Here is a 23,835-nt window from a genome sequence, read left to right as displayed (position 1 = left end):
AAACGCCTGGCTTACGTTTCGAGTGACGGCAACGGGGCACCGCAGCTCTATGTGATGTGGCTCGATGGCAGCGCCAAGGTGAAGGTGACAGGACTTCCCGATAGTCCGGGCAGCCTTGCGTGGTCTCCCGACGGTCGTCAGATCGCCTATACCATGCGCGTCCCGGGAGAGGGGCTCAAGATGGGCTCGCAGCCCTCCGGCCGTCCCGAAGGGGCGCAATGGGCGGAGCCGCTTCAGGTGATCGACCGCGTCAGCTACCGCGCGGACGGGGGCGGCTATGCAAGGCCGGGCTACGATCACATCTTCGTCGTTTCCGCAGACGGGGGCGCGCCGCGTCAGCTACCGCGCGGACGGGGGCGGCTATGCAAGGCCGGGCTACGATCACATCTTCGTCGTTTCCGCAGACGGGGGCGCGCCGCGCCAGCTCACCTTCGGCGATTTCGACGACGGCGGTCCGTTGTCTTGGACGCCGGACGGCCGCCGTATCGTTTTCAGCGCCAACCGCCACGAGAACTGGCAGCATGACATCGATAATTCGGAAGTCTACGCGCTGGATATCGCCAGCGGCGCGGTGACGGCGCTGACGTCGCGCAACGGCCCGGACGCGGGTGCGAAAGTCTCGCCGGACGGCCGTCACATCGCCTACCTCGGCTATGATGACGTCAATCGCTCGTATGAGAATTCCGACCTCTACATCATGAACAGCGACGGATCGGGCTCACGCCTGCTGACGAAGGGCTTCGACCATTCGATCGACGCGCTCGACTGGTCGGGCAATTCCGCGATCATGGTGCAGTATGACGACCACGCGAAGACCTATGTGGCGCGGGTCGGCCTCGATGGCGGGCTGAAGAACGTGGTCGAGGGGCTGAGCCCCGGCGACCATTTCGACCGGCCCTATACCGGCGGCGCCTTCAGCGTCTCGAAGAACGGGCGGGTGGCCTATACCTCAGGCACGGCGCAGCGGCCGGCCGACTTGTGGCTGAGCGGCGGCGGAGCGGGGCGGAAGCTGACCGACCTCAACGGCACCTGGCTAGACGCCAAGGCGCTGGCGCCGGTTCGCAAGCTGGCGGTCACTGCGCCGGACGGCCGCGCGATCGACGCCTGGCTGGTGACCCCGCCGGGCCTTGCGCCGGGGCAGAAGGCGCCGCTGATCCTGGAAATCCACGGCGGACCGAACACGGCCTATGCACCCGGCTTCGCCACCGACTACCAGCTCTATGCGGCGCACGGCTATGCGGTGCTCTATACCAACCCGCGCGGCAGCACGTCCTATGGCGAAGAGTTCGCCAACCTCATCGACCGCGCCTATCCCGGCACCGACTATGACGATCTGATCGCCTCGGTCGACGCCGCGATCGCGGACGGGGTGGCCGATCCGGACAACCTCTTCGTCACCGGCGGCTCGGGCGGCGGCGTGCTGACGGCATGGATCGTCGGCAAGACCGATCGCTTCAAGGCGGCGGTGACGCAGAAGCCGGTGATCAACTGGATCAGCGAGGCCCTGACGATGGACGCCACGCCGTTCACCTCGCGCTACTGGTTCGACAAGAAGCCCTGGGAAGATCCCATGGAATACTGGCGCCGCTCGCCGCTGAGCCTCGTGGGCAACGTCAAGACGCCGACGATGGTGGTGGTCGGTTCGGAAGACTTCCGCACCCCGGTCAGCGAGGCGGAGCAATATTACGCGGCGTTGCAGATTCGCGGTGTGCCGACGGCGCTGGTCAAGGTCCCGGGAGCAAGCCATGGCGGCATTGCGGCGCGGCCGTCCCAGTCCGCAGCCAAGGCGTCAGCTATCTTGGCCTGGTTCGACAAGTACCGCACCGGCCAGTACCAGACCGACAGGGCCGCTCCGGCGGCTAAGTAAGCGATAGTTCGGCGGCGAGCAGGGCGACCAGCTCCGCCGCCGGCATCGTGCGAGACAACGGCGCGCCCTGTCCCGCCCATTGCGCACCGAACAGGGGCTCGCCCTGTGCCTTGGCAGCTGCGTTCAGGGCCTTTCCGGCGTGGTAGGTGCGCGGATAAGCGGGGACGGGCGGCATGTCTTCCCGCTCGCCCAGTTCGGTGAAGCGGTTGGCGAGGCAGCGGGCAGGACGCCCCGAAATCGCCCGCGTCATCACGGTGTGCCGCGCCGCGTCGGATGCGAGCAGGCTGCGATAGCCCGCATCGGCATTGCTTTCCGGACAGGCGACGAAGGCGGTGCCAAGCTGCGCCGCGACGGCGCCCAGGTCGAGCGCGGCCCGGATGCCCGCTCCGTCCATGATCCCGCCCGCCGCGATCACCGGCAGCTTGCCCCAGTCGGCCAGTATGCGGACGAGCGAAAAAGTGCCGAGCCGGTCGTCGCGCGCTTCGGGATCGAACATCCCGCGATGGCCACCCGCTTCCCAGCCTTGCGCCACCAGCACGTCCATGCCGGCGGCAAGGGAAAGCTCAGCCTCTTCCACGCTGGTGACGCTGCCGAGCAGCAGGCATCCCGCCTGTTTGAGCGCGCGGATCGTTGCGTCGTCGGGCAGGCCGAAATGGAAGCTGACAACGGCAGGCTTTGCCTCCAGCACGACGTCCAGCATGGCCGCGTTGCCGAGAAAACTCTCGTAGATCGTTTCCAGGTGGGTCGGCGGTTCCGCGCCGAAGGCAGCGAAACGGGGGGCGAGGGCTTCAAGCCACGCCGCTTCGATCGCCGCGTCCACGATCGGCGCCGGATGAACGAAGAGGTTGAGATTGTAGGAGCGGTCGGTGCGAGCGCGTAGCTCTGCAATCTGCCGTCGCGTCTCATCCGGGCCGATAGCGCCTAGGGCGAGCGAGCCGAGAGCCCCGGCATTGCAGACTTCGGCGGCGAGAGCGGGCGTGGAAGTGCCCGCCATCGGCGCCTGTATCAGAGGAAGGGAGAGACCGAGGCGCGCGAGAAAATCCATGTCTGCCCGCGCGCCGTCCGGGCTTACCCTTCTTCGCCTGCCGGCTTGCTCTGAAGCTGGCAGTAGTTCTGGATGCCCATGCGGGCGATCATGTCGAACTGCTTTTCAAGGAAGTCCACATGCTCTTCCTCGCTTTCGAGGATGCGGGCGAAGATTTCGCGGCTGACGAAATCGCGCACGGTTTCGCAGTGGGCGATAGCTTCCTTGAGCATCGGAATCGCATCGTATTCGAGCGCGAGATCCGCCTTCAGGATTTCCTCGACGCTTTCGCCGACGCGCAGCTTGCCAAGCGCCTGGAAGTTCGGAAGGCCGTCGAGATAGAGAATTCGATCGGCCAGCACGTCGGCGTGCTTCATCTCGTCGATCGATTCGTGACGTTCGTATTCGGCGAGCTTCTTGATGCCCCAGTTGTCTAGCATGCGGTAATGCAGCCAGTACTGGTTGATCGCGGTCAACTCGTTGAAGAGCGCCTTGTTGAGAAAATCGATGACCTGCTGGTCGCCCTTCATGGGGATGCTCCTGAATTTGTTCGGGCGGGTTTATGACCTGTTCAGGAGCACAAGGCAAGCGGGCACGCGAAAACACCCGGCCGAAGCCAGGTGTAACCCGCCTTGTTGCAGGGGTTAGGCTGCCGCGCTCAGGGGCGCGTCGGCGCTTGCCGATTCCTCGGCGATAATATCTTCGGCTTCGTCCAGGCACTGTCCGCACTGCGGTGCATGACCGAGAGCGCCGTAAAGCGCCGTGGCATCGCCGCGACAGCAGCGGGCGACGGTGCGCAGATCGGTCTCACGGATGGCATTGCAGATGCAAACGTACATGGTGCGAATCCTCTTGGGACCATCATATGCAAATGCAAATGGATCGCAATAGCGTTCTTTATTCCGCCATCAAGCGGTTGGGATGAGGCCGTTTTTCAGCCGTTTTCGCAGGCTCAGCGACCGCCAGAGCAGCTCAAGAGGGCCTCTTCGGTAGCGAATCAGCCAGGGCCGGCTCCAGGCCAGCATCGCGATCCATCCGATGAACACGAAAGCCCAGCGATCGAGCGGACCCGGCTGCCCGAACAGATCCGCTCCCCATCCGTAGAACAGCGCACACATGAGCAGGCTGGTGCCGATGTAGTTGCTGAAAGCGACACGCCCGGCCGCGACAAGTCGCATTCCGATCCGTGACTCGGAGAGGCGGGGAGCGGCGGAAACCAGGATCGCGGCGTAGCCCAGCGCGGTCAGCAGGTGCGCGGGCCATAGTCCCTTGCCCAGCAGCATGGTCATGGCGATCGGCGGAAACTGGCGCGGCCAGGCCCAGGCAAGGACGAGCGCGGTCAGTGCCAGTCCCAGCGTGGTGGCGCCGAGTCGCAGCCATTTCATTCCCAGCGGAGGCCATTCGCCGTGGAAGAACCCGCTGCGCAGAAGGACAACGCCCAGCAGCATCAGCGGCAGGATTTCGCTCCAGGCATGGCCGGTCATGGTGAAGAGCCAGAAGGGATCGTGTCGCAGCTTGGACATCGCGATGTCGATGAAACCCGAATGATAGAGCGAAGCCTGCGCCTGCGCATTGGCTTGATAGAGGTCCAGGCGGGCCAGCACTTGCGTCTGCTGGGCAAGGCTGGCGTTGCCTAGCTGCACCGCTTCCTCAGCCCCCGCCAGCGGCAGCGCGGACCAGAGGTCGATGGCGGTCGCGGTGACGATCACGCCCGCCGCCAACCCGAGCAGCACCGCGCAGGGCAGCCGCCTGACGAAAAGAACCGCGATGCCGCAGCATCCGTAGACGAACAGGATGTCTCCCCACCACAGCAGGAGATAATGCAAGGTGCCGAACACCATGAGCCACGCCAGGCGGCGAACCTGGATAACGTCTCCATCGTCGCCGGAACGGTCCATCCGTTCGCATTGAAGGGCTAGCCCGGCGCCGAACAGGATGGCGAACAGGGCGCGCATCTTGCCTTCGAAGAACAGGAAGCCGAAGGCCCATGCGGCTTCGTCGGGAAGGCCTGCAGGCGCCGGGAAGTCAGGCGTGAAGGTGCCCAGGCTGGGGCCGGAAAACCCGGCTATGTTGATCGCGAGTATGCCCAGAACCGCAACGCCGCGTATGAGATCGAGCGAGGCCAGGCGACCGTCAGCCCCCTGCAGTCCTCCCGTTGTCCCTGCGCGTCGAACCGTCCGGGCATTTCCGCCCGTGATCGCTTTCGGCATTCGTTTTCTCCCCTGTTGGGGAGGTTAGAGGATCGAAAGTGCTGCGTCCACGATCAACGGGCACGACCAACCGGCACGACCAACCGAGTCGCGGGCCGGACTACGAGGTGACGATGCATTCCTGCCCGGTCGCCTTCAGCGCGCCGCAAGCCTTGACGGCCTGGGCCTTGCTGGAAAACCCGGCGGCATAGAGCTTGGTGAGCTTCCCGGCGGGCACGAGAACCCGCCTCGACCCGGCCATCTCGGGCCGTTTCGACAGGGAGGCCCAAAGCTTCTCGGCATTTCCGGGCACGCCGAAGGCGCCGAGTTGCAGGCGCCAGATACCGCCTCCGGTCGGGGGCGCGGGGGGTCGGGCGGCGGCTTGCGACGGCGCCTTCTGCTGAGCCGATAACTTCGGAGGTTGCGGAGATCGCTGCGCAGGCCGGGAAGGCGCCGTGCCGGTCTTGGCCGGGAGGGGGAGCGATCGCGCCAGAGTGTAGTCGGCCCCGGCACTGGCCGGACTGTCCGTCACGGTCGCGATGCGGGGCGTTGCGGCCGCCTTCGGGCTGGATCCCAGTTCCGCCCCGGCGATCTGGTTGATGCGGCTGGCGTCGGCGCGGCTGGACAGTTCGGAGGCGAGCGCCACGCTTTTCTGCCGGTCTTCCAGCGAGACATGGGTGTCCATCTGCGCCAGGGCACTGGCCGCCTGCGGCAGGCCGCCCCGCTGTGCCAACGTCACCAGCGCATAGGCGCGCACCCAGTCCTTCGCGACGATGTCTCCATTGAAATGCGCCACGCCCAGAAGGTATTCGGCCCTGGCATCGCCCCTTGCGGCGGAGGCCTCGATGAACGGCATGGCCTTCTGGCGTTCGCCGCGCTGGAACAGCATCAGCCCGTAAGTGTCGGAGGCCTGCACATGTCCTTGCGCCGCAGCTTTCCCGTAGAGCTCCTCCGCCTTGCGAAGGTCGAGGGCAACGCCGCGCCCCATCTTGTAGGCCTGTGCAAGGTTGAACTGCGCGTCCGCGTCGCCCTTGGCGGCAAGCGGCTGCCATTGCTGGACGGCGGCCGGATAGTCGCCGGCCGACCAGGCATCGACCCCCGCCTTGACGTCCGCCACTGCCGGACTTGCGGCCAGGGCTGCGGCGGCGAGAAGCAGCCCCGATCCAATCGAAGCCGGCCGAAGAAGTTTGGAGTTGTTCGGCACTGAGGTGGCCTCGCCTTTCTGGTTCCGGTCCGATCATGGTAAGCGAAGGAGCCTGCCGATCCATCCGCATATCCCCCGAAGATGCACGTTGAAGGGCGAAATTCGCGTTAAGCGTGATGGTAAATGAAAAATGCCCCGATAGGGGCGTTCGGGTCCGGCGGCATGTCAGTTCGATTAACTCTAAATTAGGAACGATCTGCGATCCAGCCTCTTGTGAGCCGCCGATTTTCTCGTGGCGGCTGCTCAGGGGGTTAACGGCTTTGCGCGTACTGGCATTGGCATCGCAGAAAGGTGGTTCGGGCAAGACCACGCTTTCCGGGCACCTCGCCGTGCAGGCGCAGCGTGCCGGTGCCGGCCCGGTCGTCCTCATCGATATCGATCCGCAAGGCTCGCTGGCCGACTGGTGGAACGAGCGTGAGGCGGAATATCCCGCTTTCGCACAGACCTCCGTCGCCCGCCTTGCCAGCGATTTGCAGGTTCTGCGTCAGCAGGGCTTCAAGCTGGCCGTCATCGACACGCCCCCCGCCATCACCATGGCGATACAGAGCGTGATATCCGTTTCCGAACTCGTCGTCGTGCCGACCCGTCCCAGTCCGCACGACCTTCGTGCCGTGGGCGCTACCGTCGATCTCTGCGAGCGTGCCGGCAAGCCGCTGATCTTCGTCGTCAATGCAGCGACGCCCAAGGCCCGGATCACCTCCGAAGCCGCGGTCGCGCTGTCGCAGCACGGCACGGTCGCACCGGTCACGCTGCACCAGCGCACCGACTTCGCCGCTTCCATGATCGACGGGCGTACGGTGATGGAAGTCGATCCCGAGGGCCGATCCGCGCAGGAAATGGGCGCGCTGTGGAACTATGTGTCCGATCGGCTCGAACGCAATTTCCGTCGCACCGTCTTCTCGGCGCCCGGCTTGACAGGTCAGCCCGTCATGCCCGGCGCGGCACGTCCGGTGGGCGGCTTCGGTCGCCGGATCGCGGGGGCATGAGGATGATCGCGAAAAAACCGCTGCGCCAGGCCGGCCTTGCGATCTGCACCGCCATGGGCGCCGTGCTGCTGGTGAGTTGCGCCGGGCAGGCTCCGTTCGCCCGTAGCGGCGCTTCGGCGTCCTCGGTCGACGTGGCGGAAAAGGATATCCTTCGCGCTGAGCAGCGGGTTGCCCGGTCGCCGCGCGATGCTTCGGCCCGCGCCGCATTGGCGCAGGGCTATCTTGCCGCCGGACGCTTCGATTCCGCCGCCGCGACGTTCGAGGATGCCATTTCGCTGGGTGACCAGAACCCGCGCACCGGCTTGAGCGCGGCGCTTGCCTATATCGGCGCTGGCCGCGAGGCCGAAGCCATGGCGGTGCTCCAGCGCTTCCAGAACCGCATCCCGGGCAGCGACTACGGCCTTGCCGTCGCCCTCGCCGGAAGCCCCGCAGTGGGCGTGGATATCCTGACCAACGTCGTGCGCGGCGGCGAGAATACGCCCAAGGCGCGGCAGAACCTTGCCTATGCCTATGCGCTTGACGGTCGCTGGCGCGAAGCGCGACTGATCGCCTCGCAAGACGTGCCCGCCGACCAGCTCGATGCCCGGCTGGGCGATTGGGCGAGGGCGGCTCGGCCAGACCAATCGCGCGCCCGGATTGCCGGGCTCATCGGCGCACCGCTGCGTTCGGACCCCGGACAGCCGGTCATGCTCGCGCTCAATCCTGCCCCCGCCGCGCCGCAAATGGCCAAGGCGGAGACCCGCGCTCCGGCTGCGGAAGCCGAACTGCCGCCGGTGCAGACCGGAGAGAGCTTCTGGGGCGCAAACCAGCCTCAGGACGAGCAGCCGGTACCTCCGCCCGTTTCGGTGCGCCGGGTTGCTGTCCAGCCATTGCCCCAGTCTGTTCCGTCGAAGCCTGTTCCATCCAAGGGGGCTTCGGTGCCGCGGACCCAGGCGCCTTCGAGCAAGAGCATTTCGGGCACGCATCTGGTGCAGCTCGGCTCGTTCCGTACGATCGATGGCGCAAAAAAGGCCTGGGGAATTTTCCAGTCGCGCAATCCCGCCCTCAAGGGGCATGATCTGCGCATCAGCGAGGCTAAAGTGAACGGCCAGACTTACTACCGAGTCGCGGCTGGCGGGTTCGACCAGCGCACGGCGCAATCGGTGTGTTCCGCGCTGAAGCAGAGCGGAAATCCCTGCTTCGCTTACGCGCAGCAGCGCCCCTTGCCCGGAGGTGTCCGGATGAGCCAGACCCGCCGCGCTGAATTGTAGAGTTTCCGCGAGGTCGTTGCCTCGCACTGAGTTCCATGTGAACTAAACGGCTCCTGTTTTCGGATAGGAGCCGTCTTTTTTTGTATTGGGGAAGTTAAAAAAAGGAAAGTCCTGGGGGATGATCCCCCAGACCCTCGGAATGTCGACCTTGCGCTGCGGCGCAGCCAATATGTCTGCCGACACCGTAATGGGCGCGAGACGCTGGCAGGTTCGCCTAACCTCGACAGTAATGGGGGTGCAGGGGGGCTTTGCTCCCCTGCGTTGTTCCTTCTTACTTAGCCTTCACGGCCACGCCGCCTTTGAACAGCGCCAGCACGCGGCCCTGCACGGGCTGCTTGTCGAACGGCGTGTTTCCGGCGGCTGCCGCCATCTTGTCCGAATCGACGATCCACGGGCGATCGGCATCGACCACTGCGATGTCCGCCTCGGCCCCGACTGCGAGCTTGCCCGCATTGACCCCGAGCAGCCTGGCCGGGTTGGCCGCGATCAGCTCGAAGGCGCGCGAGAGCGAGATCACGCCGTCGCGCACGAGGTTCATGGTCAGCGGCAGCAGGGTTTCGGCGCCCGCCATGCCAGGTGCGGAGTCCGCGAAAGGCAGGCGTTTGTCCTCGGGGCCGCGCGGATCGTGGCCGGAGGCGATGACGTCGATTGTGCCGTCGCCGATGGCGGCGATCACGGCCTTGCGATCGTCTTCCGAGCGTAGCGGCGGCGAGAGGTGAGCGAAAGTGCGGAAACCGGCCAGTGCGAGGTCGGACAGCATGAAGTAGGCCGGCGTGACGCCGGCCGTGACCTTCAGGCCGCGATCCTTGGCGCGGCGCACGAGGTCGAGGCCCTTGGCGGTCGTCACCTTGCGGAAATGGATGGCCGCGCCTGCCAGTTCGGCGAGGGCGATGTCGCGCGAGATGGCGAGAGCTTCGGCTTCGGAGGGCGCGGAAGGCAGGCCGAGGCGGGTGGCCATCTCGCCGGAAGTGGCGACGGCCTTGCCGGTGATCCCGGCGTCCTCCGGATGGGTCAGCACCACCATGCCAAGCATGCCGGTATATTGCAGCAGGCGCAGCATCGTGCCCGAATCGCCGATCCACTGGCGGCCGGTGGTCACGGCCTTGGCGCCGGCGTCACGCATCAGGGCGATTTCGGCGAGCGACTTGCCTTCGAGGTTCTGCGTCGCGGCTGCCAGCGGGTGGACCCAGAGGTCCGGCTTGCCCGATTGCGCCGCGAAACGGACGCGCGCGGGCACGTCCAGCGGAGGGTTCTGGTCTGGCATCAGAGCCGCACGCGTGATGCCGCCGAAGTGGAAGGCGGGCTTGTCGATGGCGAAGACGCCGATGTCGACGAGGCCGGGGGCGATCAGCCTGCCGCCCGCGTCGTGGACTTCGTCGCCCGGCTGAGCGGCGACATCCGCGCCGATGGCGGTGATAAATCCGCCTTCGCTGCGCAAGGCGCCCGGGGTGATGGTGCCGTTCGGGAGGACAAGCTTGCCGCCGGTGACGGTAAGGGGCGTACTATTGCTCATGCCTTGGCTTCCTTGGCCCAGCCCTCGACGCCGCGACCTCTTCGGGTCAGCACGTCCAGGCATGCCATGCGCATGGCGACGCCCATCTCGACCTGGGTGGTGATCTGCGAGCGGCCGACGAGGTCCGCCACGTTGCTGTCGATTTCGATGCCGCGATTCATCGGGCCGGGGTGCATGACCAGGGCATTGCCTTCCGCCTTGGCGAGCCGCTCCAGAGAGAGGCCGTAGAGGTGGCGATATTCGCGGGGGGAGGGGATGAACTGGCCTTCCATGCGTTCGAGCTGGAGGCGCAGCATCATCACCACGTCGGCCCCCTTGAGGGCGGCGTCGAAGTCATGGAACACCTGCACGTTCATGCGCTCGATATCGGCGGGCAGCAGGGCGGGCGGGGCGCAGACGCGCACTTCGGCGCCCAGCGAATTGAGCGCGAGGATGTTCGAGCGGGCAACGCGGCTATGCAGGATGTCGCCGCAGATCGTCACGCGCAGTCCGTTGAAGGCGCGCTTGGCCTGGCGAATGGTCAGTGCGTCGAGCAGGGCCTGGGTCGGGTGCTCATGCTGGCCGTCACCGGCGTTGAGCACCGGGCAGTCCACCAGGTTGGAGATCAGGTGCACCGCGCCCGAGCTGGCGTGGCGGATGACGATGGCATCGGCGCGCATGGCGTTGAGCGTCCATGCCGTGTCGATCAGTGTCTCGCCCTTCTTCACGCTGGAATTGGCGACGGCCATGTTGACGACGTCGGCGCCCAGGCGCTTGCCCGCGATCTCGAAGCTCAGCAAAGTGCGCGTCGAATTCTCGAAGAAGGCGTTGATGATCGTCAGGCCCGAAAGCAGATCGCGCCGCTTCTGCGTGCCGCGATTGAGCTCGACCCATTGCTGGGCCTCGTCGAGAAGGAACATGATCTCGTGCGGGGCCAGGCCGCCGATGCCTACGAGGCTGCGATGCGGGAAGGCCGCGGAGCCTTCCGGATATGTGAATTCTGGAGCTGTCATCGAAGACAAGGCCTTAGGCACCGGGTGGAGTCGGCTCAAGGTGTATTTTGGTTGTTGCCAGCATCTCTCGCGCTTTGCCGTTTACCCGCACTGGCAGCGTCGGGATTAGGCCGTTATGGCTAAGGATCGAAAGGCTGGTGAATTCATGACGTTCGCGCGCAAGATCTGGAAGCTGCTGGTGGGCGTTAAGGACGCTCTGGCGCTGATTTTCCTGCTTTTGTTCTTCGCCCTGCTCTATGCGGCGCTTTCCTCCCGGCCCGGCCCCGGCAAGATCGTCGACGGTGCGCTGCTCCTTGATCTCAACGGCAGCATCGTTGAGGAGAAGAGCAGGATCGATCCGCTCAGCCTGCTGATGAGCGCGGAAGGATCGGCGGGCGAATTCCAGGCGCGCGACGTGGAACGGGCGCTGCGGCTTGCGGCAACCGATTCGCGGATCAAGGTCGTGGTGCTCGACATGTCGCGGTTCCTGGGCGCTGGCATGGTCCACATCGAGGAGATCGGCCGGGCGCTCGACGCGGTGCGCAAGGCGGGCAAGCCGGTGCTGACTTTCGCCAATGCCTATGCCGACGACGGGGTGCAGCTCTCCGCCCATGCCAGCGAAGTCTGGGTCGATCCGATGGGCGGCGCTTTCGTGGCGGGGCCGGGCGGCAATCAGGTCTATTTCAAGGGCCTGCTCGACCGCTTCAAGGTGAATGCCCACGTCTATCGCGCCGGCACCTACAAGAGCTTCGTCGAACCCTATCTGCGCAACGACATGTCACCCGCCGCGCGGGAAGCCTATGAGGACATCTACGGCGCGCTGTGGAGCGGCTACAAGGCGGACATCGCCCGCGCCCGCCCCAAGGCGCGGCTCGACCAGATGACAGGCGATCCGATGGCCTGGGCGAAGACGTCCGGGGGCGACTTCGCCGAAGGCGCGAAGGCGGCGGGCCTGGTGGACCGCATCGGCGACCGTACCGAGTTCCAGAACCGCGTGGCCGAAATCGCCGGCAAGGACGAGAACGGCGACTTGCCCTTCAAGGCCAACGGTCTTGCCGCATGGCTCGCGGCCAATCCCGTGAAGGGAGAGGGCGCGAAGATCGGCGTCGTCACCGTTGCGGGCGAGATCGTCGATGGCGATGCCGGCCCCGGCCAGGCGGGCGGCGATCGCATTGCCGACCTGCTCGACGAAAATATCGACGAAGGCTTCAAGGCGCTGGTGGTACGCGTCGATTCGCCGGGCGGTTCCGCGATGGCGGCCGAGCGCATCCGCCGCGCGATCGAACGCTACAGGGCGCGCAAGATCCCGATCGTGGTTTCCATGGGCAATATGGCGGCCAGCGGCGGCTATTGGGTTTCCACTCCCGCCCAGCAGGTCTTCGCGCAGCCCGAGACGATCACAGGTTCGATCGGCGTCTTCGCGGTCATCCCCAGTTTCGAGAAGACGCTGGCCGACTATGGCGTCACCAGCGACGGCGTGAAGACCACCGCGCTTTCGGGCCAGCCCGACATCCTGGGCGGCTTCACGCCCGAAGTGGAGGGCATGCTCCAGGCTTCCATCGAGAACACCTATCGCAAGTTCGTCGGCCTTTCCGCCGCCGCGCGCAAGATGACGCCGGAGAAGCTGGATTCCATCGCGCAGGGACGGGTCTGGCCGGGCCAGGAGGCGCAGCGAATCGGCCTGGTGGACAGGATCGGCAACCTCGATGCAGCGCTTGCGGAAGCGGCCCGCCTGGGCGGTGTTGGCAACGGCAAGTGGCAGGCGGTCTATCTGAAGGATGACGAGGATTCGCTGTCGATGTTCCTGGGCGGGCTGACTTCGGACAGTTCGCGGCAGTCCGCCGCGACGCTCGATTTCGCGAGCTACGTGGCGCTGCGCCGCCAGCAGCAGTTTGCACGGGTTGCAGATCAGCTAGGGGCCATGTTCGCCACGCGTGGAGCGCAGGCCTACTGTCTGGAATGCCCCGTGGTGCCTGGCCACCCGAAGGCGCCGGACGCGCGGGAACTCTCCATGCTGGAAACGCTGGCGCGCTTCTTCGGCAAAATGTGATCGCGAACCGCGCCAAGCCCTTCCGCGAGCGAAACGGAAAGGGCTTGGCGCGGGTTTTCAGTCGGGAGGAGGAAGCTCGACCGGTCCGGTTTCCGGCCGGTCGAAATCGGGGCCGGTCTCCGGGATTTCCGTCGGTGCCGTCGGTTCGTCCGGATCGCTGGGTAATACCGGGGTTTCAGGCGGGGTATCGCCGGGATTGTCGGCTGGTTGGGTTGCCATGATCGCCTCTCTCATTGACTTCGCGTCTTGAGGATCAACCCGGAAAGAGGCGACAAGTTGCCGGAAGCCAGGGCGGGGGGCCGGGCAGTAGGCAGGATGTCGCCGCTCGCCAGGCGATTTCCACCCCCATGCGACCCCTGCCCACCTGCATCCTCGCGACTCGCGGCGCTTGCCCTTTGCCGCGTGTGCTTATAAGGGCTCGTCCCTTGAGTTTCAGGCTTCGATCTTTGCGGGCGTGGCGGAATGGTAGACGCGCTGGTTTTAGGTACCAGTATCGAAAGATGTGGGGGTTCGAGTCCCTTCGCCCGCACCATTACGCCGCCCTGGGGAGAGTGAGTCGCGAGAATTGGCCCGCAGGCTCGTTGCATGGGGCCCGTTGAATTGCACAGGAAGGCATTTGAAATGCAGATCGTCGAAACCACCAACGAAGGCCTGAAGCGCGCCTACACGGTGACCATTCCCGCCACGACCATCACGGCCCGCGTCGAAGGCGAAATCAAGAAGATCGCTCCGCAGGTGAAGATGCCCGGCTTCCGCGCCGGCAAGGTTCCCGCCAACCTCGTCAAGAAGATGCACGGCGAAGCGATCCACCAGGACGCGCTGAACGCCACCATCCGCGAAGCCATGGACAAGCTGGTCGCCGACCACGCCCTGCGCCCCGCCATGAACCCCGACGTCGCGCTTGGCGAAGGCTACGAGCAGGGCAAGGACGCCGAGCTGACCGTCAGCCTCGAAGTGCTCCCCACGATCGCTGCGCCTTCGCTCGACGGCCTCAAGCTTGAAAAGCTGACCGTGCCCGTGGCCGAGGACGCCGTGACCGAAGCGGTCGAGCGCATCGCTTCGCAGCAGCAGCGTTTCGACGCCAAGGACGGCGCCGCCGCCGATGGCGATCAGGTCATCATCGACTTCACCGGCAAGCTCGACGGCGTCGAATTCGAAGGCGGCAAGGCCGAGAAGGCTCCGTTGGTCATCGGTTCGAACCGCTTCATCCCCGGCTTCGAAGAGCAGCTCGTCGGCATCAAGGCCGGTGACGAGCGCACGATCACCGTGACCTTCCCCGAGGATTACCAGGCCGCGAACCTCGCCGGCAAGGAAACCACCTTCGACATCGTCGCGCACGAAGTGAAGGCTCCCGCCGAATCGAAGATCGACGACGATTTCGCCAAGGAACTGGGTCTTGAAAGCCTCGAGCAGCTCCAGGGCCTGCTCAAGGGCCAGCTGGAGCAGGAAACTGCCGGCCTGACCCGCACCGCCATGAAGCGCCAGCTGCTCGACCAGCTTGCCGCCGGTCATGACTTCGACGTGCCGCCGACCATGGTGGAAGCCGAATTCTCGCAGATCTGGCAGCAGCTGACCCACGAAGCCAGCCACGAGGAAGACCCGGCCGCCGCTCTCGCCGAGATCGAAGCCGAAAAGGACGACTACCGCAAGATCGCCGAGCGCCGCGTGCGTCTTGGCCTGCTCCTGTCGGAAATCGGCCAGTCGAACGGCGTCGAGGTGACTGCCCAGGAAATGCAGATGCTGGTCGCCCAGGCCGCTCAGCAGTACCGTCCGGAAGACCGTCAGCGCTTCTTCGAATACGTCCAGCAGGACCCGATGATGGCCGCCCAGCTGCGCGCGCCGCTCTACGAGGACAAGGTCGTCGATTTCCTGATCGAGAAGGCCGAAGTCACCGAGCGTGAAGTGACCCGCGACGAGCTTCAGGCCGCGATCGAGGCCGATACGGACGGCGAAAAGTCGGTGGAAGCCAAGAAGCCGGCCAAGAAGGCTCCGGCGAAGAAGGCTGCCGCCAAGAAGGAAGACGCGGAAGCTCCGGCTGAAGACGCCGCGGCCGAGGAAAAGCCGAAGAAGGCTCCCGCCAAGAAGGCCGCCGCCAAGAAGGACGAAGCAGCCGAAGGCGCTGACGAGGCGGAAGCCAAGCCCGCCAAGAAGGCACCTGCCAAGAAGGCTGCCGCGAAGAAGGAAGACTGATTTCTTCCATCTGACGGATCGTCACGAAACGGCCCGTTGCATCGCTGCACCGGGCCGTTTTCGTTTGGGCGCCTTATCGCTTTTCAAATTCCTGGAAACGACAATGCAAATCGCGGTTCTCACCTTCGAGGGCTTCAACGAACTCGATTCGTTCGTGGCCTCGGGCATTCTAAATCGTATGAAATCGCGGGGCTGGGCGGCGCACATCACATCTCCCACGCCGCAGGTCACCTCGATGAACGGCGTGACGATCGAGCGGCAAAAGCCCCTGGAATTCGCCGCCGAGGCCGACGCCGTGTTGTTCGGCAGCGGGGTTCTCACGCGCGAGATCGCCGCCGACCGGGCGCTGTTGTCGCGAATCAGCCTCGATCCGCAGCGCCAGTTGATCGGTGCGCAATGTTCGGGAACGCTGTTGCTGGCCAGGCTCGGACTGATCGGGGATCTTCCGGCCTGCACCGATCTCACCACCCGGCCCTGGGTTGTCGAGGCCGGTGTGACCGTGATCGACCGGCCGTTCATCGCCCATGGCCGGGTGGCGACGGCGGGCGGATGCCTTGCCTCGCAGTACCTCGCGTCCTGGGTGATCGCGCACGGTGCCTCGCGCAGGGATGCGGAGGAGGCGCTGCACTACGTGGCGCCGGTGGGTGAGAAGCGCCTCTACGTCGAGCGCGCCATGGCGGTCATCGCGGACTATATTCAGGCGTAGACGGGGGTTCAGCGGTGAGTCGCGAATGTTCGAATTCGGTGCAAGTTGTGCTGTGGCAGCCGGTTGCCCCCCGATAGTTGTGCGTGGTGCATCGATAGAAGGGTTAAAGCCCTTGAACATCGGGCGGGGGCACGCGACATAGGCGGTCCAAACCAGAAGAGGACTCCCATGCTCGACCTGTTTGGCGCCGCGGGCGCCCAAGGAAAGTTCACTACCGACCCCGTGACCGGCGCACTCGTGCCGATGGTCGTCGAGCAGACCAGCCGTGGTGAGCGCAGCTTCGACATCTATTCGCGCCTCCTGCGCGAACGCATCGTCTTCATCACGGGCCAGGTCGAGGACCACATGGCCTCGCTGATCGTGGCGCAGCTCCTGTTCCTCGAGTCGGAAAATCCCTCGAAGGACATCTCGATGTACATCAACTCGCCGGGCGGCGTGGTGACGGCCGGCATGGCGATCCACGACACCATGCAGTACATCAAGCCGCGCGTGTCGACCGTCTGCATCGGCCAGGCCGCCTCGATGGGCAGCTTCCTGCTTGCCGCTGGCGAGCCGGGCATGCGCATCGCCCTGCCGAACGCCCGCATCATGGTTCACCAGCCTTCTGGCGGTGCCCAGGGCATGGCTTCGGATATCGAGATCCAGGCTCGCGAGATCCTGCGGATGCGCAAGCGCCTCAACGATCTCTACGTAAAGTACACCGGCAAGTCGCTCGACGAAATCGAGAAGGCGATGGACCGCGACACCTTCCTCGAAGCCGAGGAAGCTCTCGCGTTCGGCCTCGTCGACAAGGTGTTCGAAACGCGTCCCGATGGCGACAAGCCGGCCGAAGTCTGAGCACGACCGCAAGGCCGGAACCTGTCCCTGATCGAGGCAGGCGCCGGCCTTCAGTCCTCGCTGCAAGGTTGTTGGGGCTTTGCAACGGTTATGGGGATACCCATATCGGTCTCAGGATTGCAAAACCGGCCTTGTCCAAGGTAGACTCGACGAGTCGCCTCGAATGGGCCTAAAGACGGAAAATGACGAAATTGAGCGGATCTGACGCGAAAAGCACCCTCTACTGCAGCTTCTGCGGCAAGTCGCAGCACGAAGTGCGCAAGCTGATCGCGGGACCCACGGTCTTCATCTGCGACGAATGCGTCGAGCTTTGCAACGACATCATTCGCGAAGAGACCAAGGCCGGGATCGCGGGCAAGAAGGACGGCGGCGTGCCGTCTCCCCGCGAAATCTGCGAGACGCTGAACGACTACGTGATCGGGCAGGAACGCGCCAAGCGCGTTCTATCAGTGGCGGTGCATAACCACTACAAGCGGCTGAAGCACAGCGGCAAGCAGGGCGACGTGGAGCTTTCCAAGTCGAACATCCTGCTCGTCGGTCCCACGGGTTCGGGCAAGACGCTGCTCGCGCAGACGCTCGCCAAGACCTTCGACGTGCCGTTCACCATGGCCGACGCCACCACCCTGACCGAAGCCGGTTATGTGGGCGAGGACGTGGAGAACATCATCCTCAAGCTGCTCCAGGCTTCCGACTACAATGTCGAGAAGGCGCAGCACGGCATCGTCTACATCGACGAGATCGACAAGATCAGCCGCAAGGCCGAGAACCCGTCGATCACGCGCGACGTTTCGGGCGAAGGCGTGCAGCAGGCTCTGCTGAAGCTGATGGAAGGCACCACCGCCTCGGTCCCGCCCCAGGGCGGCCGCAAGCACCCGCAGCAGGAATTCCTGCAGGTGGACACGACCAACATCCTGTTCATCTGCGGCGGCGCCTTTGCGGGTCTTGAGAAGATCATCGCCGACCGTCTCCAGAAGCGCTCGATCGGCTTTGGCGCGCATGTCGCCGATCCGGACAAGCGCCGCGTGGGCGAGCTCCTCCAGAAGGCGGAGCCGGAAGATCTGCTCAAGTTTGGCCTGATCCCGGAATTCGTCGGCCGTCTGCCGGTAATCGCGACCCTCAACGACCTCGACATCGAGGCGCTGGTCAAGATCCTGCGCGAGCCCAAGAACGCGCTGATCAAGCAGTATGCCAAGCTGTTCGATCTGGAAGACGTGGAACTGACCTTCACGGACGATGCCCTCGAAGCGATCGCCCAGAAGGCCATCGACCGCAAGACCGGCGCGCGCGGCCTGCGTTCGATCGTGGAGGGGCTGCTGCTCGACACCATGTTCGACCTGCCGACCGAAGGCGATATCGCCGAAGTCGTCGTCGACAAGGACGTGGTCGAGGGCCGCAAGGAACCCGTCCGCGTTCTCAAGGGTGACAAGGCGGAAGCTGCCGCCTGACGGCTGCCCGTTCTGGGAACAGGAAACAGGCCCGCCCGGTCATCCGGGCGGGCCTTTCCTTTGCCTGAGCTCAGTTGTCGCCGATAGGGCGGGGCGGTCCCATGATTCCACTCTTGCGCGGACCCATGCGGCCGCCAGCGCCCTGTGGAACCGCATCGCCTTTTTTGATCGTGCGGATGGTTTCGCCATCGCGGGTAATCGCGGTCGATTGGGCCTGCGTGGCCTTCAACAGCCAGCCTCCGTCGCCCTGAACCCAGGTGTCGTGCGATAGCGACCTCGTGCCGAAAACGTGCACCTTGCCGTCGCGGCCCTCGCGGGTATCACTTGCGACTTGCTCCTGCACCACCTCTGCGGTGTTGCCGTCGACCGTGACCGATTGGAGCGTCGTTTCCGACTTGCGATCCGGATCGACCGGAATTTTCGCCAGCCCCGCAATCAGCTCGTCAGCGCTCATCACGTTGTTGCCGAGATCGGTGCGAACGAAATCCGGAGCGAGCAAGGGTTTGATCCGAGCGCCTTCGCGACTGTCCATCGCATCGCGCAATTCCTCGTAACGGGCTTCGATTTCGCTCCTGGTGTCGGCCCAGGCGATTCCCGGAGCGACCAGGCAGGCCAAGGCCGCGCCCATGAGCGTCAGGCCGCGGCGTTTCGAGGCTATTTCAACTTTTCGGTTCATCCTGGCCGCGTCCCATGTTGTGTCGCGAATGAAGGCTCGTCACCCTTGAGCCTAGCGGGCGATCACGATGCCGCAATCACGATATTGTACGCTTTTGTCGCGCCTCTGCTTGGCAGCATGCGGGGCGATCCCCAAACTGCGCCGGGATGGCTGGGCGAGGAAAAAGAACATGACGGAGCGCGTTGCCGTATCGCGGATCATTCACACGATCCATGCAACGACGGATATACATCGCTGCCGTGCGCTCTATCAGGATGCCCTTGGCGGCCTGGTATTCGCGGAGAATTATTTTCCCGCCGAAGATCGCGACGCTGCACTGCTCTATGTCACCGATCACATGGTGGAGCCGATGGCGCCCCGTCATCCCGAAGACCTGACCAAGCCTTTCGCCCGTCAGGCGGCGCGGATCGGTCAGGCCTTCCATTCGTTCGAAATCAAGGTGGCCGACGGGAAGGCGGCAAGCGAAGCGTTTCGGGCGGCGGGATGTACTGTCGCCAGCGACTATGGGGTGTTCTTCTTCGTCCGCCCCGAATCCACCGGCGGCGTACTGCTCGAAGTCTGCGAATTGAGCATGCCGAACGACCCATGGGACCGGGGTAACTGGAACCCTCGCGGCGGAGCCGGGCACGCGGGACGCGTTACTGGGCTGAATCATATCGCCTGTGTCACCGCCGACATGGCTTCTGTCCTTCGTTTCTTCACCGAAGTGGTGGATGGCGAAATTCTGGCGGACGAGCGCATCCTCGCCCCCCAATCTGCGCGCCGCGTTCTGCTGCGGGTTGGGGACACGCAGGTTGCCTTCCTGGAGCCGGAGGATTCGGGCGAGGGGCCATTCGGCGCTTTCCTCGCGAAAGAGCAGAACGGGATCTACGCGCTCGTCTGGGACGTGGACGATACCGATCGAGCGCGTGCCTATTTCACAGAGAAGCTGGGCCTGCGTCTGACGAGCCCGCACTGCGCGATGTCGGGCCTGGCGATCGAGCCGGACGACTTTCGCGGCGCCCGGCATGAGTTCGTTTCGGCTTAGACCACGTGCTCGCTTTCGAGCGCACAGGCAGATTCGGAGTCGGTTTCTATCTGCACCGTTGGATGGCCGATGCCGAAGCGATGCTCGAGCTCGTGAGCCAGCTTGTGCAGGAAGGCGTCGCCGCGTTCCGTCCCGGGCATGACGATGTGCGCGGTGAGCGCGGTTTCGGTCGTGCTCATGGGCCAGACGTGGAGATCGTGCACGCGGGTGACGCCGGGCAGCCCTTCCAGAAAGTGCCGGACGGCGGCGATGTCGATGCTCTCGGGGACAGCCATCATCCCCATCCGCAGCGATTCGCGTAGCAGTCCCCAGCTGGACCAGGCGATCACGGCCGTGATGACGAGCGAAGCGATGGGATCGACCACTTGCCATCCGGTGAACAGGATGACGATCCCGGCAATGACCACGCCGGCGGAAACCGCAGCATCGGCAAGCAGGTGGACGAAAGCGGCGCGCAAGTTGAGGTCGGACTTGCTGCCTTTTGCGAATAGCAGAGCGGAGAGGGCGTTAACGGCGATGCCGACGGCGGCGACAAGGATCATGGTCGTGCCGGTGATGGGTGCGGGCTCGGCAAAGCGACGGATCGTCTCCACCAGGATGGCGCCGATCGCGACCCAGAGCAGAGCAGCGTTGGCGATGGCCGCGAGGATCGACGAACTCTTCAACCCATAAGTGAACCGACCGGAGGGCGGGCGCGCCGCCAATATGCTGGCGCCCCAGGCGAGCAGTAGCGACAGCACGTCGGAAAGGTTGTGGCCGGCGTCGGCCAGCAGGGCCATCGAACCGCTGAACAGGCCCGCCGCCGCTTCCACCGCCACGAAGGCGACGTTCAAGCCTACCGCAATTGCGAAGGCCTTGCCCATGTTGCCCGAGGGTAGCGGACCGTGGTGGTGTCCATGGCCATGCCCGTGGGAATGCCCATGGGAATGGGCGTGAAGAGGGCCGCCACCGTCGTGGCCGTGATCATGATCGTGTGCAACGTGCATGACATTTTCATCGCATGCGCCGGACCTTAGCAGCAAGCTATGACGTATCATCTCATGGCGCGCGCTTTTTCCCACTGATACACGGTAGTCGCGGTCCGTGACATTTATGCCTCAGTCAAAATTGTCATATTGGCGCATAAACCGCAGAAATCCTGAGATAAATGATCTAAATCCGATCGAGCCGGCTTGTTGAGTTAGAAAATTGCGCCGCGAAGATCGGAAATGAATCCCTAGCGTCAGAAGATTGTCATATTGCGCTGCTCTTAGCAGCCGCAGCAAATCTGCGGCGGGGCAACCTAATCCGCAATGGCACCACCACTCTGAAGGTTTCCAGGGGGCTAAGATGAAGTTTCAATCCGTTCTCACCACCGCGACCAGCACGCTCGCCGTAGGCGCCGCGTTCCTCGCCGTTCCCGCATTCGCGCAGTCGACCGGCGCGGTCGACTTCGAAGAAGGCACGATCGTCGTCACCGGCCAGACCCAGAGCGGCGTCGCCGGCGTCAAGCTGCCGAACACCTCGAAGGCCAAGCAGGTCCTGACGCAGGAGATCATTCAGACCCAGGTTCCGGGTCAGACGATCAACGACACCATCAACCTGATGCCGGGTGTCAGCTTCCAGAACAACGACGCCTTCGGTTCGGCTGGCGGTACGCTGACCATCCGCGGTTTCGACGACTCGCGTATCTCGCAGACCGTCGACGGTATCCCGCTGAACGACACGGGCGGCTACGCGCTCTATTCGAACCAGCAGATCGATCCGGAAATCATCGAGCAGGTCAACGTCAACCTCGGCACCACCGACGTCGACTCGCCGACCGCCGCGGCTTCGGGTTCGACCGTCAACATCCGTACCCGCAACCCCCGCGACGAATTCGGCGTGCGCTTCCTGGGTTCGGCCGGTGACTTCGGCTTCTTCCGCATGTTCGGCGAAATCGACACCGGTGTGTTGAATTCGAGCGGCACCAAGGCGTTCTTCTCGGCTTCGAAGGCGGTCAACAACACCGTTTACGGCGGCATTGGCGAGATCGACAAGACCCAGTTCAACGCCAAGATCTACCAGCCGCTGGGCGACAACGGCGACTTCATCTCGGTCGCCGGCCACTGGAACCGCAACCGCAACAACTTCTTCGGTTCGACCCCGCTGCGCGTCGACCCGACCCGAGTTGTGGGGCCGGACTCGAGCAACCGCTTCCCGCTGACCAAGGACGAGCGCTTCTACAAGATCGCCGACTGCCAGATTCCGGCTGGTGTGACGGGTGTAGCGGATTCTGCCAGCAGCTGCGGTTCGCTTTACGACTATCGTTTCAATCCCTCGGACACGGGTAACATCCGTATCAACTCGCGTTTCACGCTCAGCGACAAGCTGACGCTGAACGTCGATCCGAGCATTCAGTACACCAAGGCTAACGGTGGTGGCACGGTGGTTGCCCGCGAAGGCGGCTATACCAACGCGGCAACGGGCATCACCACGCCGATTTCCGGTTATATCGGCGGCGCGCCTTACTTCAACGGCGTCGACCTCAACGGCGACGGCGACACGCGCGATCAGGTCCGCATCCTGGCGCCGAGCAACACGGAAACCTGGCGTATCGGCGTCATTGCGTCGCTGCGCTATGACATCAACGACTACAACCGCGTCCGCGTCGCCTATTCGTATGACCGCGGCCGTCACCGCCAGACCGGCGAAACCAGCCTGCTGAAGTCGAACGGTTTCGGTTCGGACGTATTCTCGGACAACGCCTTGGCCGATGCGGATGGCAACATCCTGCAGAAGCGCGATCGCCTGTCCTACGCGATCCTGCATCAGGTCTCGGGTGAATACTCGGGCGACTACATGAACGACCGCATTCACCTGAACCTTGGTGTCCGTGCGCCGTTCTTCAAGCGCAACCTGACCAACAACTGCCTTGCTACCAGCGCAGGTGGCTTTGTGGACTGCTTCACCACCAACACCGTCGACCAGGCCGTGTACGCTGGTGCGAACCCCACCTACAAGCTGCCGCAGCAGCGCACTCTGAACTACAACCGGGTTCTTCCGACCGCCGGTGTGGTTTTCGATGCGACTGACAACGCAAGCGTGTTCTTCAACTACTCGAAGGGCGTGCAGGTCCCCGGCACCGACAACCTTTACCAGTCGTTCTGGTATGCACGTGATGAGGATGCGGCCAACCCGAAGCCGGAATCCACCGACAACTTTGACCTCGGCGTCCGTTACAGCTCGGGCATCATCCAGGCCTCGGTCTCCGGCTGGTATACCCGTTACACCAACCGTCTGGCTTCGGCTTACGACCGTGATCTCGACGTCACGATCTATCGTAACCTCGGCCGCGTGGACAAGTACGGCATCGACGGCAGTGTCGCCGTGCAGCCGATCCCCGAGTTCTCGCTCTACGTCTTCGGCTCGTACCTGAAGTCGAAGATCAAGGAGAATGTCGAAACCGGTGTGAACGCTGCTGGCGATCCGATCTTCGCCGCCACCAAAGGCAAGCGCGAAGCCGGTGCGCCGGTCTACACGCTGGGCACTCGCGCCCAGGGTAACCTGGGTCCGGTCGAACTGGGCGTACAGGTCAAGCGGACCGGTCCGCGCTACGTGAACGACCAGAACCTGCCGATCGTGATCAGCGGTGCGCAGGTCTATGGTAAGAAGACCCCGGCCTACACCCTCGTCGACCTCGACGCGAAGGTGAAGCTGGACTTCATCGGCCTGGGCGATCGTACCTTCCTGCAGCTCAACGTCGTCAACCTGTTCGACAAGCTCTATGTCGGCGGCTTCGACGGTGCAGGCACCTCGCAGACCAACGTGCCCAACGCATTCATCGGCACCCCGCGCACGTTCATCGGTTCGGTCAGCTTCGGCTTCTAAGACCGCTTCCGATCACGGAAACAGAGAAGGGAGGAAGCGCAGGCTTCCTCC

General features: G+C 64.3%; 20 protein-coding genes and 1 tRNA gene. 11 read left to right on the top strand and 10 right to left on the bottom strand.

The window, feature by feature from the left end; all coding sequences use genetic code 11:
• The first annotated feature begins 277 nt into the window (after positions 1-277).
• Positions 278-1,867, top strand: a complete 1,590-nt coding sequence (locus tag ACI3K3_RS06245; RefSeq protein WP_404912747.1) for a S9 family peptidase — start codon at positions 278-280, stop codon at positions 1,865-1,867.
• On the opposite strand, the gene ACI3K3_RS06240 is transcribed toward ACI3K3_RS06245, so the two are convergent.
• From ACI3K3_RS06240 to ACI3K3_RS06220, 5 genes are all read right to left on the bottom strand, one after another.
• Positions 1,860-2,912 carry an NAD(P)H-dependent flavin oxidoreductase gene (locus ACI3K3_RS06240; RefSeq protein ID WP_404912746.1) on the bottom strand — a complete coding sequence of 351 codons (1,053 nt, stop codon included), beginning with the start codon at positions 2,910-2,912 and terminating at the stop codon, positions 1,860-1,862. The genes ACI3K3_RS06245 and ACI3K3_RS06240 overlap by 8 nt on opposite strands.
• Positions 2,913-2,935: 23 nt before the next feature.
• Positions 2,936-3,421 (bottom strand): bacterioferritin, encoded by a 486-nt coding sequence (bfr, locus tag ACI3K3_RS06235; protein ID WP_404912745.1) that lies wholly within the window; start codon positions 3,419-3,421, stop codon positions 2,936-2,938.
• Between the two features lie 114 nt (positions 3,422-3,535).
• Entirely contained in the window at positions 3,536-3,730 is a 195-nt protein-coding gene (locus tag ACI3K3_RS06230) for a bacterioferritin-associated ferredoxin (RefSeq protein ID WP_132264026.1), read from the bottom strand.
• A 69-nt stretch (positions 3,731-3,799) separates the two neighbouring features.
• A complete protein-coding gene (locus ACI3K3_RS06225) occupies positions 3,800-5,101 on the bottom strand; it encodes a DUF418 domain-containing protein (protein ID WP_404912744.1) in 1,302 nt (433 codons plus the stop codon).
• 100 nt (positions 5,102-5,201) lie between these two features.
• On the bottom strand, positions 5,202-6,197 hold the full coding sequence (locus ACI3K3_RS06220; protein ID WP_404912743.1) for an SPOR domain-containing protein: 996 nt from the start codon (positions 6,195-6,197) through the stop codon (positions 5,202-5,204).
• Positions 6,198-6,544: 347 nt separating this feature from the next.
• On the opposite strand from ACI3K3_RS06220, the gene ACI3K3_RS06215 reads away from it, so the two are divergent.
• Both ACI3K3_RS06215 and ACI3K3_RS06210 read left to right on the top strand, forming a co-directional pair.
• Positions 6,545-7,270 carry an AAA family ATPase gene (locus ACI3K3_RS06215; RefSeq protein WP_404912742.1) on the top strand — a complete coding sequence of 242 codons (726 nt, stop codon included), beginning with the start codon at positions 6,545-6,547 and terminating at the stop codon, positions 7,268-7,270.
• Positions 7,271-7,272: 2 nt separating this feature from the next.
• Positions 7,273-8,520, top strand: a complete 1,248-nt coding sequence (locus ACI3K3_RS06210) for an SPOR domain-containing protein (RefSeq protein ID WP_404912741.1) — start codon at positions 7,273-7,275, stop codon at positions 8,518-8,520.
• 271 nt (positions 8,521-8,791) lie between these two features.
• Here the strand turns inward: ACI3K3_RS06210 and ACI3K3_RS06205 are convergent, their stop codons facing one another.
• Both ACI3K3_RS06205 and ACI3K3_RS06200 read right to left on the bottom strand, forming a co-directional pair.
• Positions 8,792-10,033 (bottom strand): dihydroorotase, encoded by a 1,242-nt coding sequence (locus tag ACI3K3_RS06205; RefSeq protein WP_404912740.1) that lies wholly within the window; start codon positions 10,031-10,033, stop codon positions 8,792-8,794.
• Positions 10,030-11,025, bottom strand: coding sequence for an aspartate carbamoyltransferase catalytic subunit (locus ACI3K3_RS06200; protein WP_404912739.1), 996 nt, complete (start codon positions 11,023-11,025; stop codon positions 10,030-10,032). Before ACI3K3_RS06200 ends, ACI3K3_RS06205 begins: the two co-directional genes overlap by 4 nt.
• 145 nt (positions 11,026-11,170) lie before the next feature.
• Here ACI3K3_RS06200 and sppA point away from each other — a divergent pair, with 145 nt between their 5' ends.
• A complete protein-coding gene (gene sppA, locus ACI3K3_RS06195) occupies positions 11,171-13,054 on the top strand; it encodes a signal peptide peptidase SppA (protein WP_404912738.1) in 1,884 nt (627 codons plus the stop codon).
• A gap of 57 nt (positions 13,055-13,111) precedes the next feature.
• On the opposite strand, the gene ACI3K3_RS06190 is transcribed toward sppA, so the two are convergent.
• The gene (locus ACI3K3_RS06190) at positions 13,112-13,273 is read right to left on the bottom strand and encodes a hypothetical protein (protein ID WP_404912737.1); all 162 of its coding nucleotides are present in this window, start codon (positions 13,271-13,273) and stop codon (positions 13,112-13,114) included.
• A 229-nt stretch (positions 13,274-13,502) separates the two neighbouring features.
• On the opposite strand from ACI3K3_RS06190, the gene ACI3K3_RS06185 reads away from it, so the two are divergent.
• The 5 genes from ACI3K3_RS06185 (at position 13,503) to clpX (ending at position 18,232) form a co-directional block, all read left to right on the top strand.
• A tRNA-Leu gene (locus ACI3K3_RS06185) sits at positions 13,503-13,586 on the top strand.
• Between the two features lie 89 nt (positions 13,587-13,675).
• Positions 13,676-15,244, top strand: coding sequence for a trigger factor (gene tig, locus ACI3K3_RS06180; protein WP_404912736.1), 1,569 nt, complete (start codon positions 13,676-13,678; stop codon positions 15,242-15,244).
• Positions 15,245-15,347: 103 nt separating this feature from the next.
• Positions 15,348-15,950, top strand: a complete 603-nt coding sequence (locus ACI3K3_RS06175; RefSeq protein WP_404912735.1) for a DJ-1/PfpI family protein — start codon at positions 15,348-15,350, stop codon at positions 15,948-15,950.
• Between the two features lie 168 nt (positions 15,951-16,118).
• A complete protein-coding gene (gene clpP, locus ACI3K3_RS06170; RefSeq protein ID WP_404912734.1) occupies positions 16,119-16,787 on the top strand; it encodes an ATP-dependent Clp endopeptidase proteolytic subunit ClpP in 669 nt (222 codons plus the stop codon).
• A gap of 182 nt (positions 16,788-16,969) precedes the next feature.
• Positions 16,970-18,232: an ATP-dependent Clp protease ATP-binding subunit ClpX gene (gene clpX / locus ACI3K3_RS06165; protein WP_404912733.1), complete on the top strand. Its 1,263-nt coding sequence runs from the start codon at positions 16,970-16,972 to the stop codon at positions 18,230-18,232.
• A gap of 70 nt (positions 18,233-18,302) precedes the next feature.
• Here the strand turns inward: clpX and ACI3K3_RS06160 are convergent, their stop codons facing one another.
• The gene (locus tag ACI3K3_RS06160) at positions 18,303-18,908 is read right to left on the bottom strand and encodes a nuclear transport factor 2 family protein (protein WP_404912732.1); all 606 of its coding nucleotides are present in this window, start codon (positions 18,906-18,908) and stop codon (positions 18,303-18,305) included.
• 169 nt (positions 18,909-19,077) lie between these two features.
• Between ACI3K3_RS06160 and ACI3K3_RS06155 the strand changes: the two genes are divergently transcribed.
• On the top strand, positions 19,078-19,935 hold the full coding sequence (locus ACI3K3_RS06155; protein ID WP_404912731.1) for a VOC family protein: 858 nt from the start codon (positions 19,078-19,080) through the stop codon (positions 19,933-19,935).
• Here ACI3K3_RS06155 and ACI3K3_RS06150 read toward each other — a convergent pair.
• Positions 19,932-20,921 carry a cation diffusion facilitator family transporter gene (locus tag ACI3K3_RS06150; RefSeq protein ID WP_404912730.1) on the bottom strand — a complete coding sequence of 330 codons (990 nt, stop codon included), beginning with the start codon at positions 20,919-20,921 and terminating at the stop codon, positions 19,932-19,934. The genes ACI3K3_RS06155 and ACI3K3_RS06150 overlap by 4 nt on opposite strands.
• 343 nt (positions 20,922-21,264) lie before the next feature.
• Between ACI3K3_RS06150 and ACI3K3_RS06145 the strand changes: the two genes are divergently transcribed.
• Positions 21,265-23,784 carry a TonB-dependent receptor gene (locus ACI3K3_RS06145; protein WP_404912729.1) on the top strand — a complete coding sequence of 840 codons (2,520 nt, stop codon included), beginning with the start codon at positions 21,265-21,267 and terminating at the stop codon, positions 23,782-23,784.
• Positions 23,785-23,835 lie beyond the last annotated feature (51 nt).

This window comes from Novosphingobium sp. ZW T3_23, assembly GCF_044987305.1.
In the GTDB taxonomy this organism is placed as follows: domain Bacteria; phylum Pseudomonadota; class Alphaproteobacteria; order Sphingomonadales; family Sphingomonadaceae; genus Novosphingobium.
Note: the sequence above shows the minus strand (reverse complement) of the source record. Positions and strands in the feature narration are given on the sequence as shown.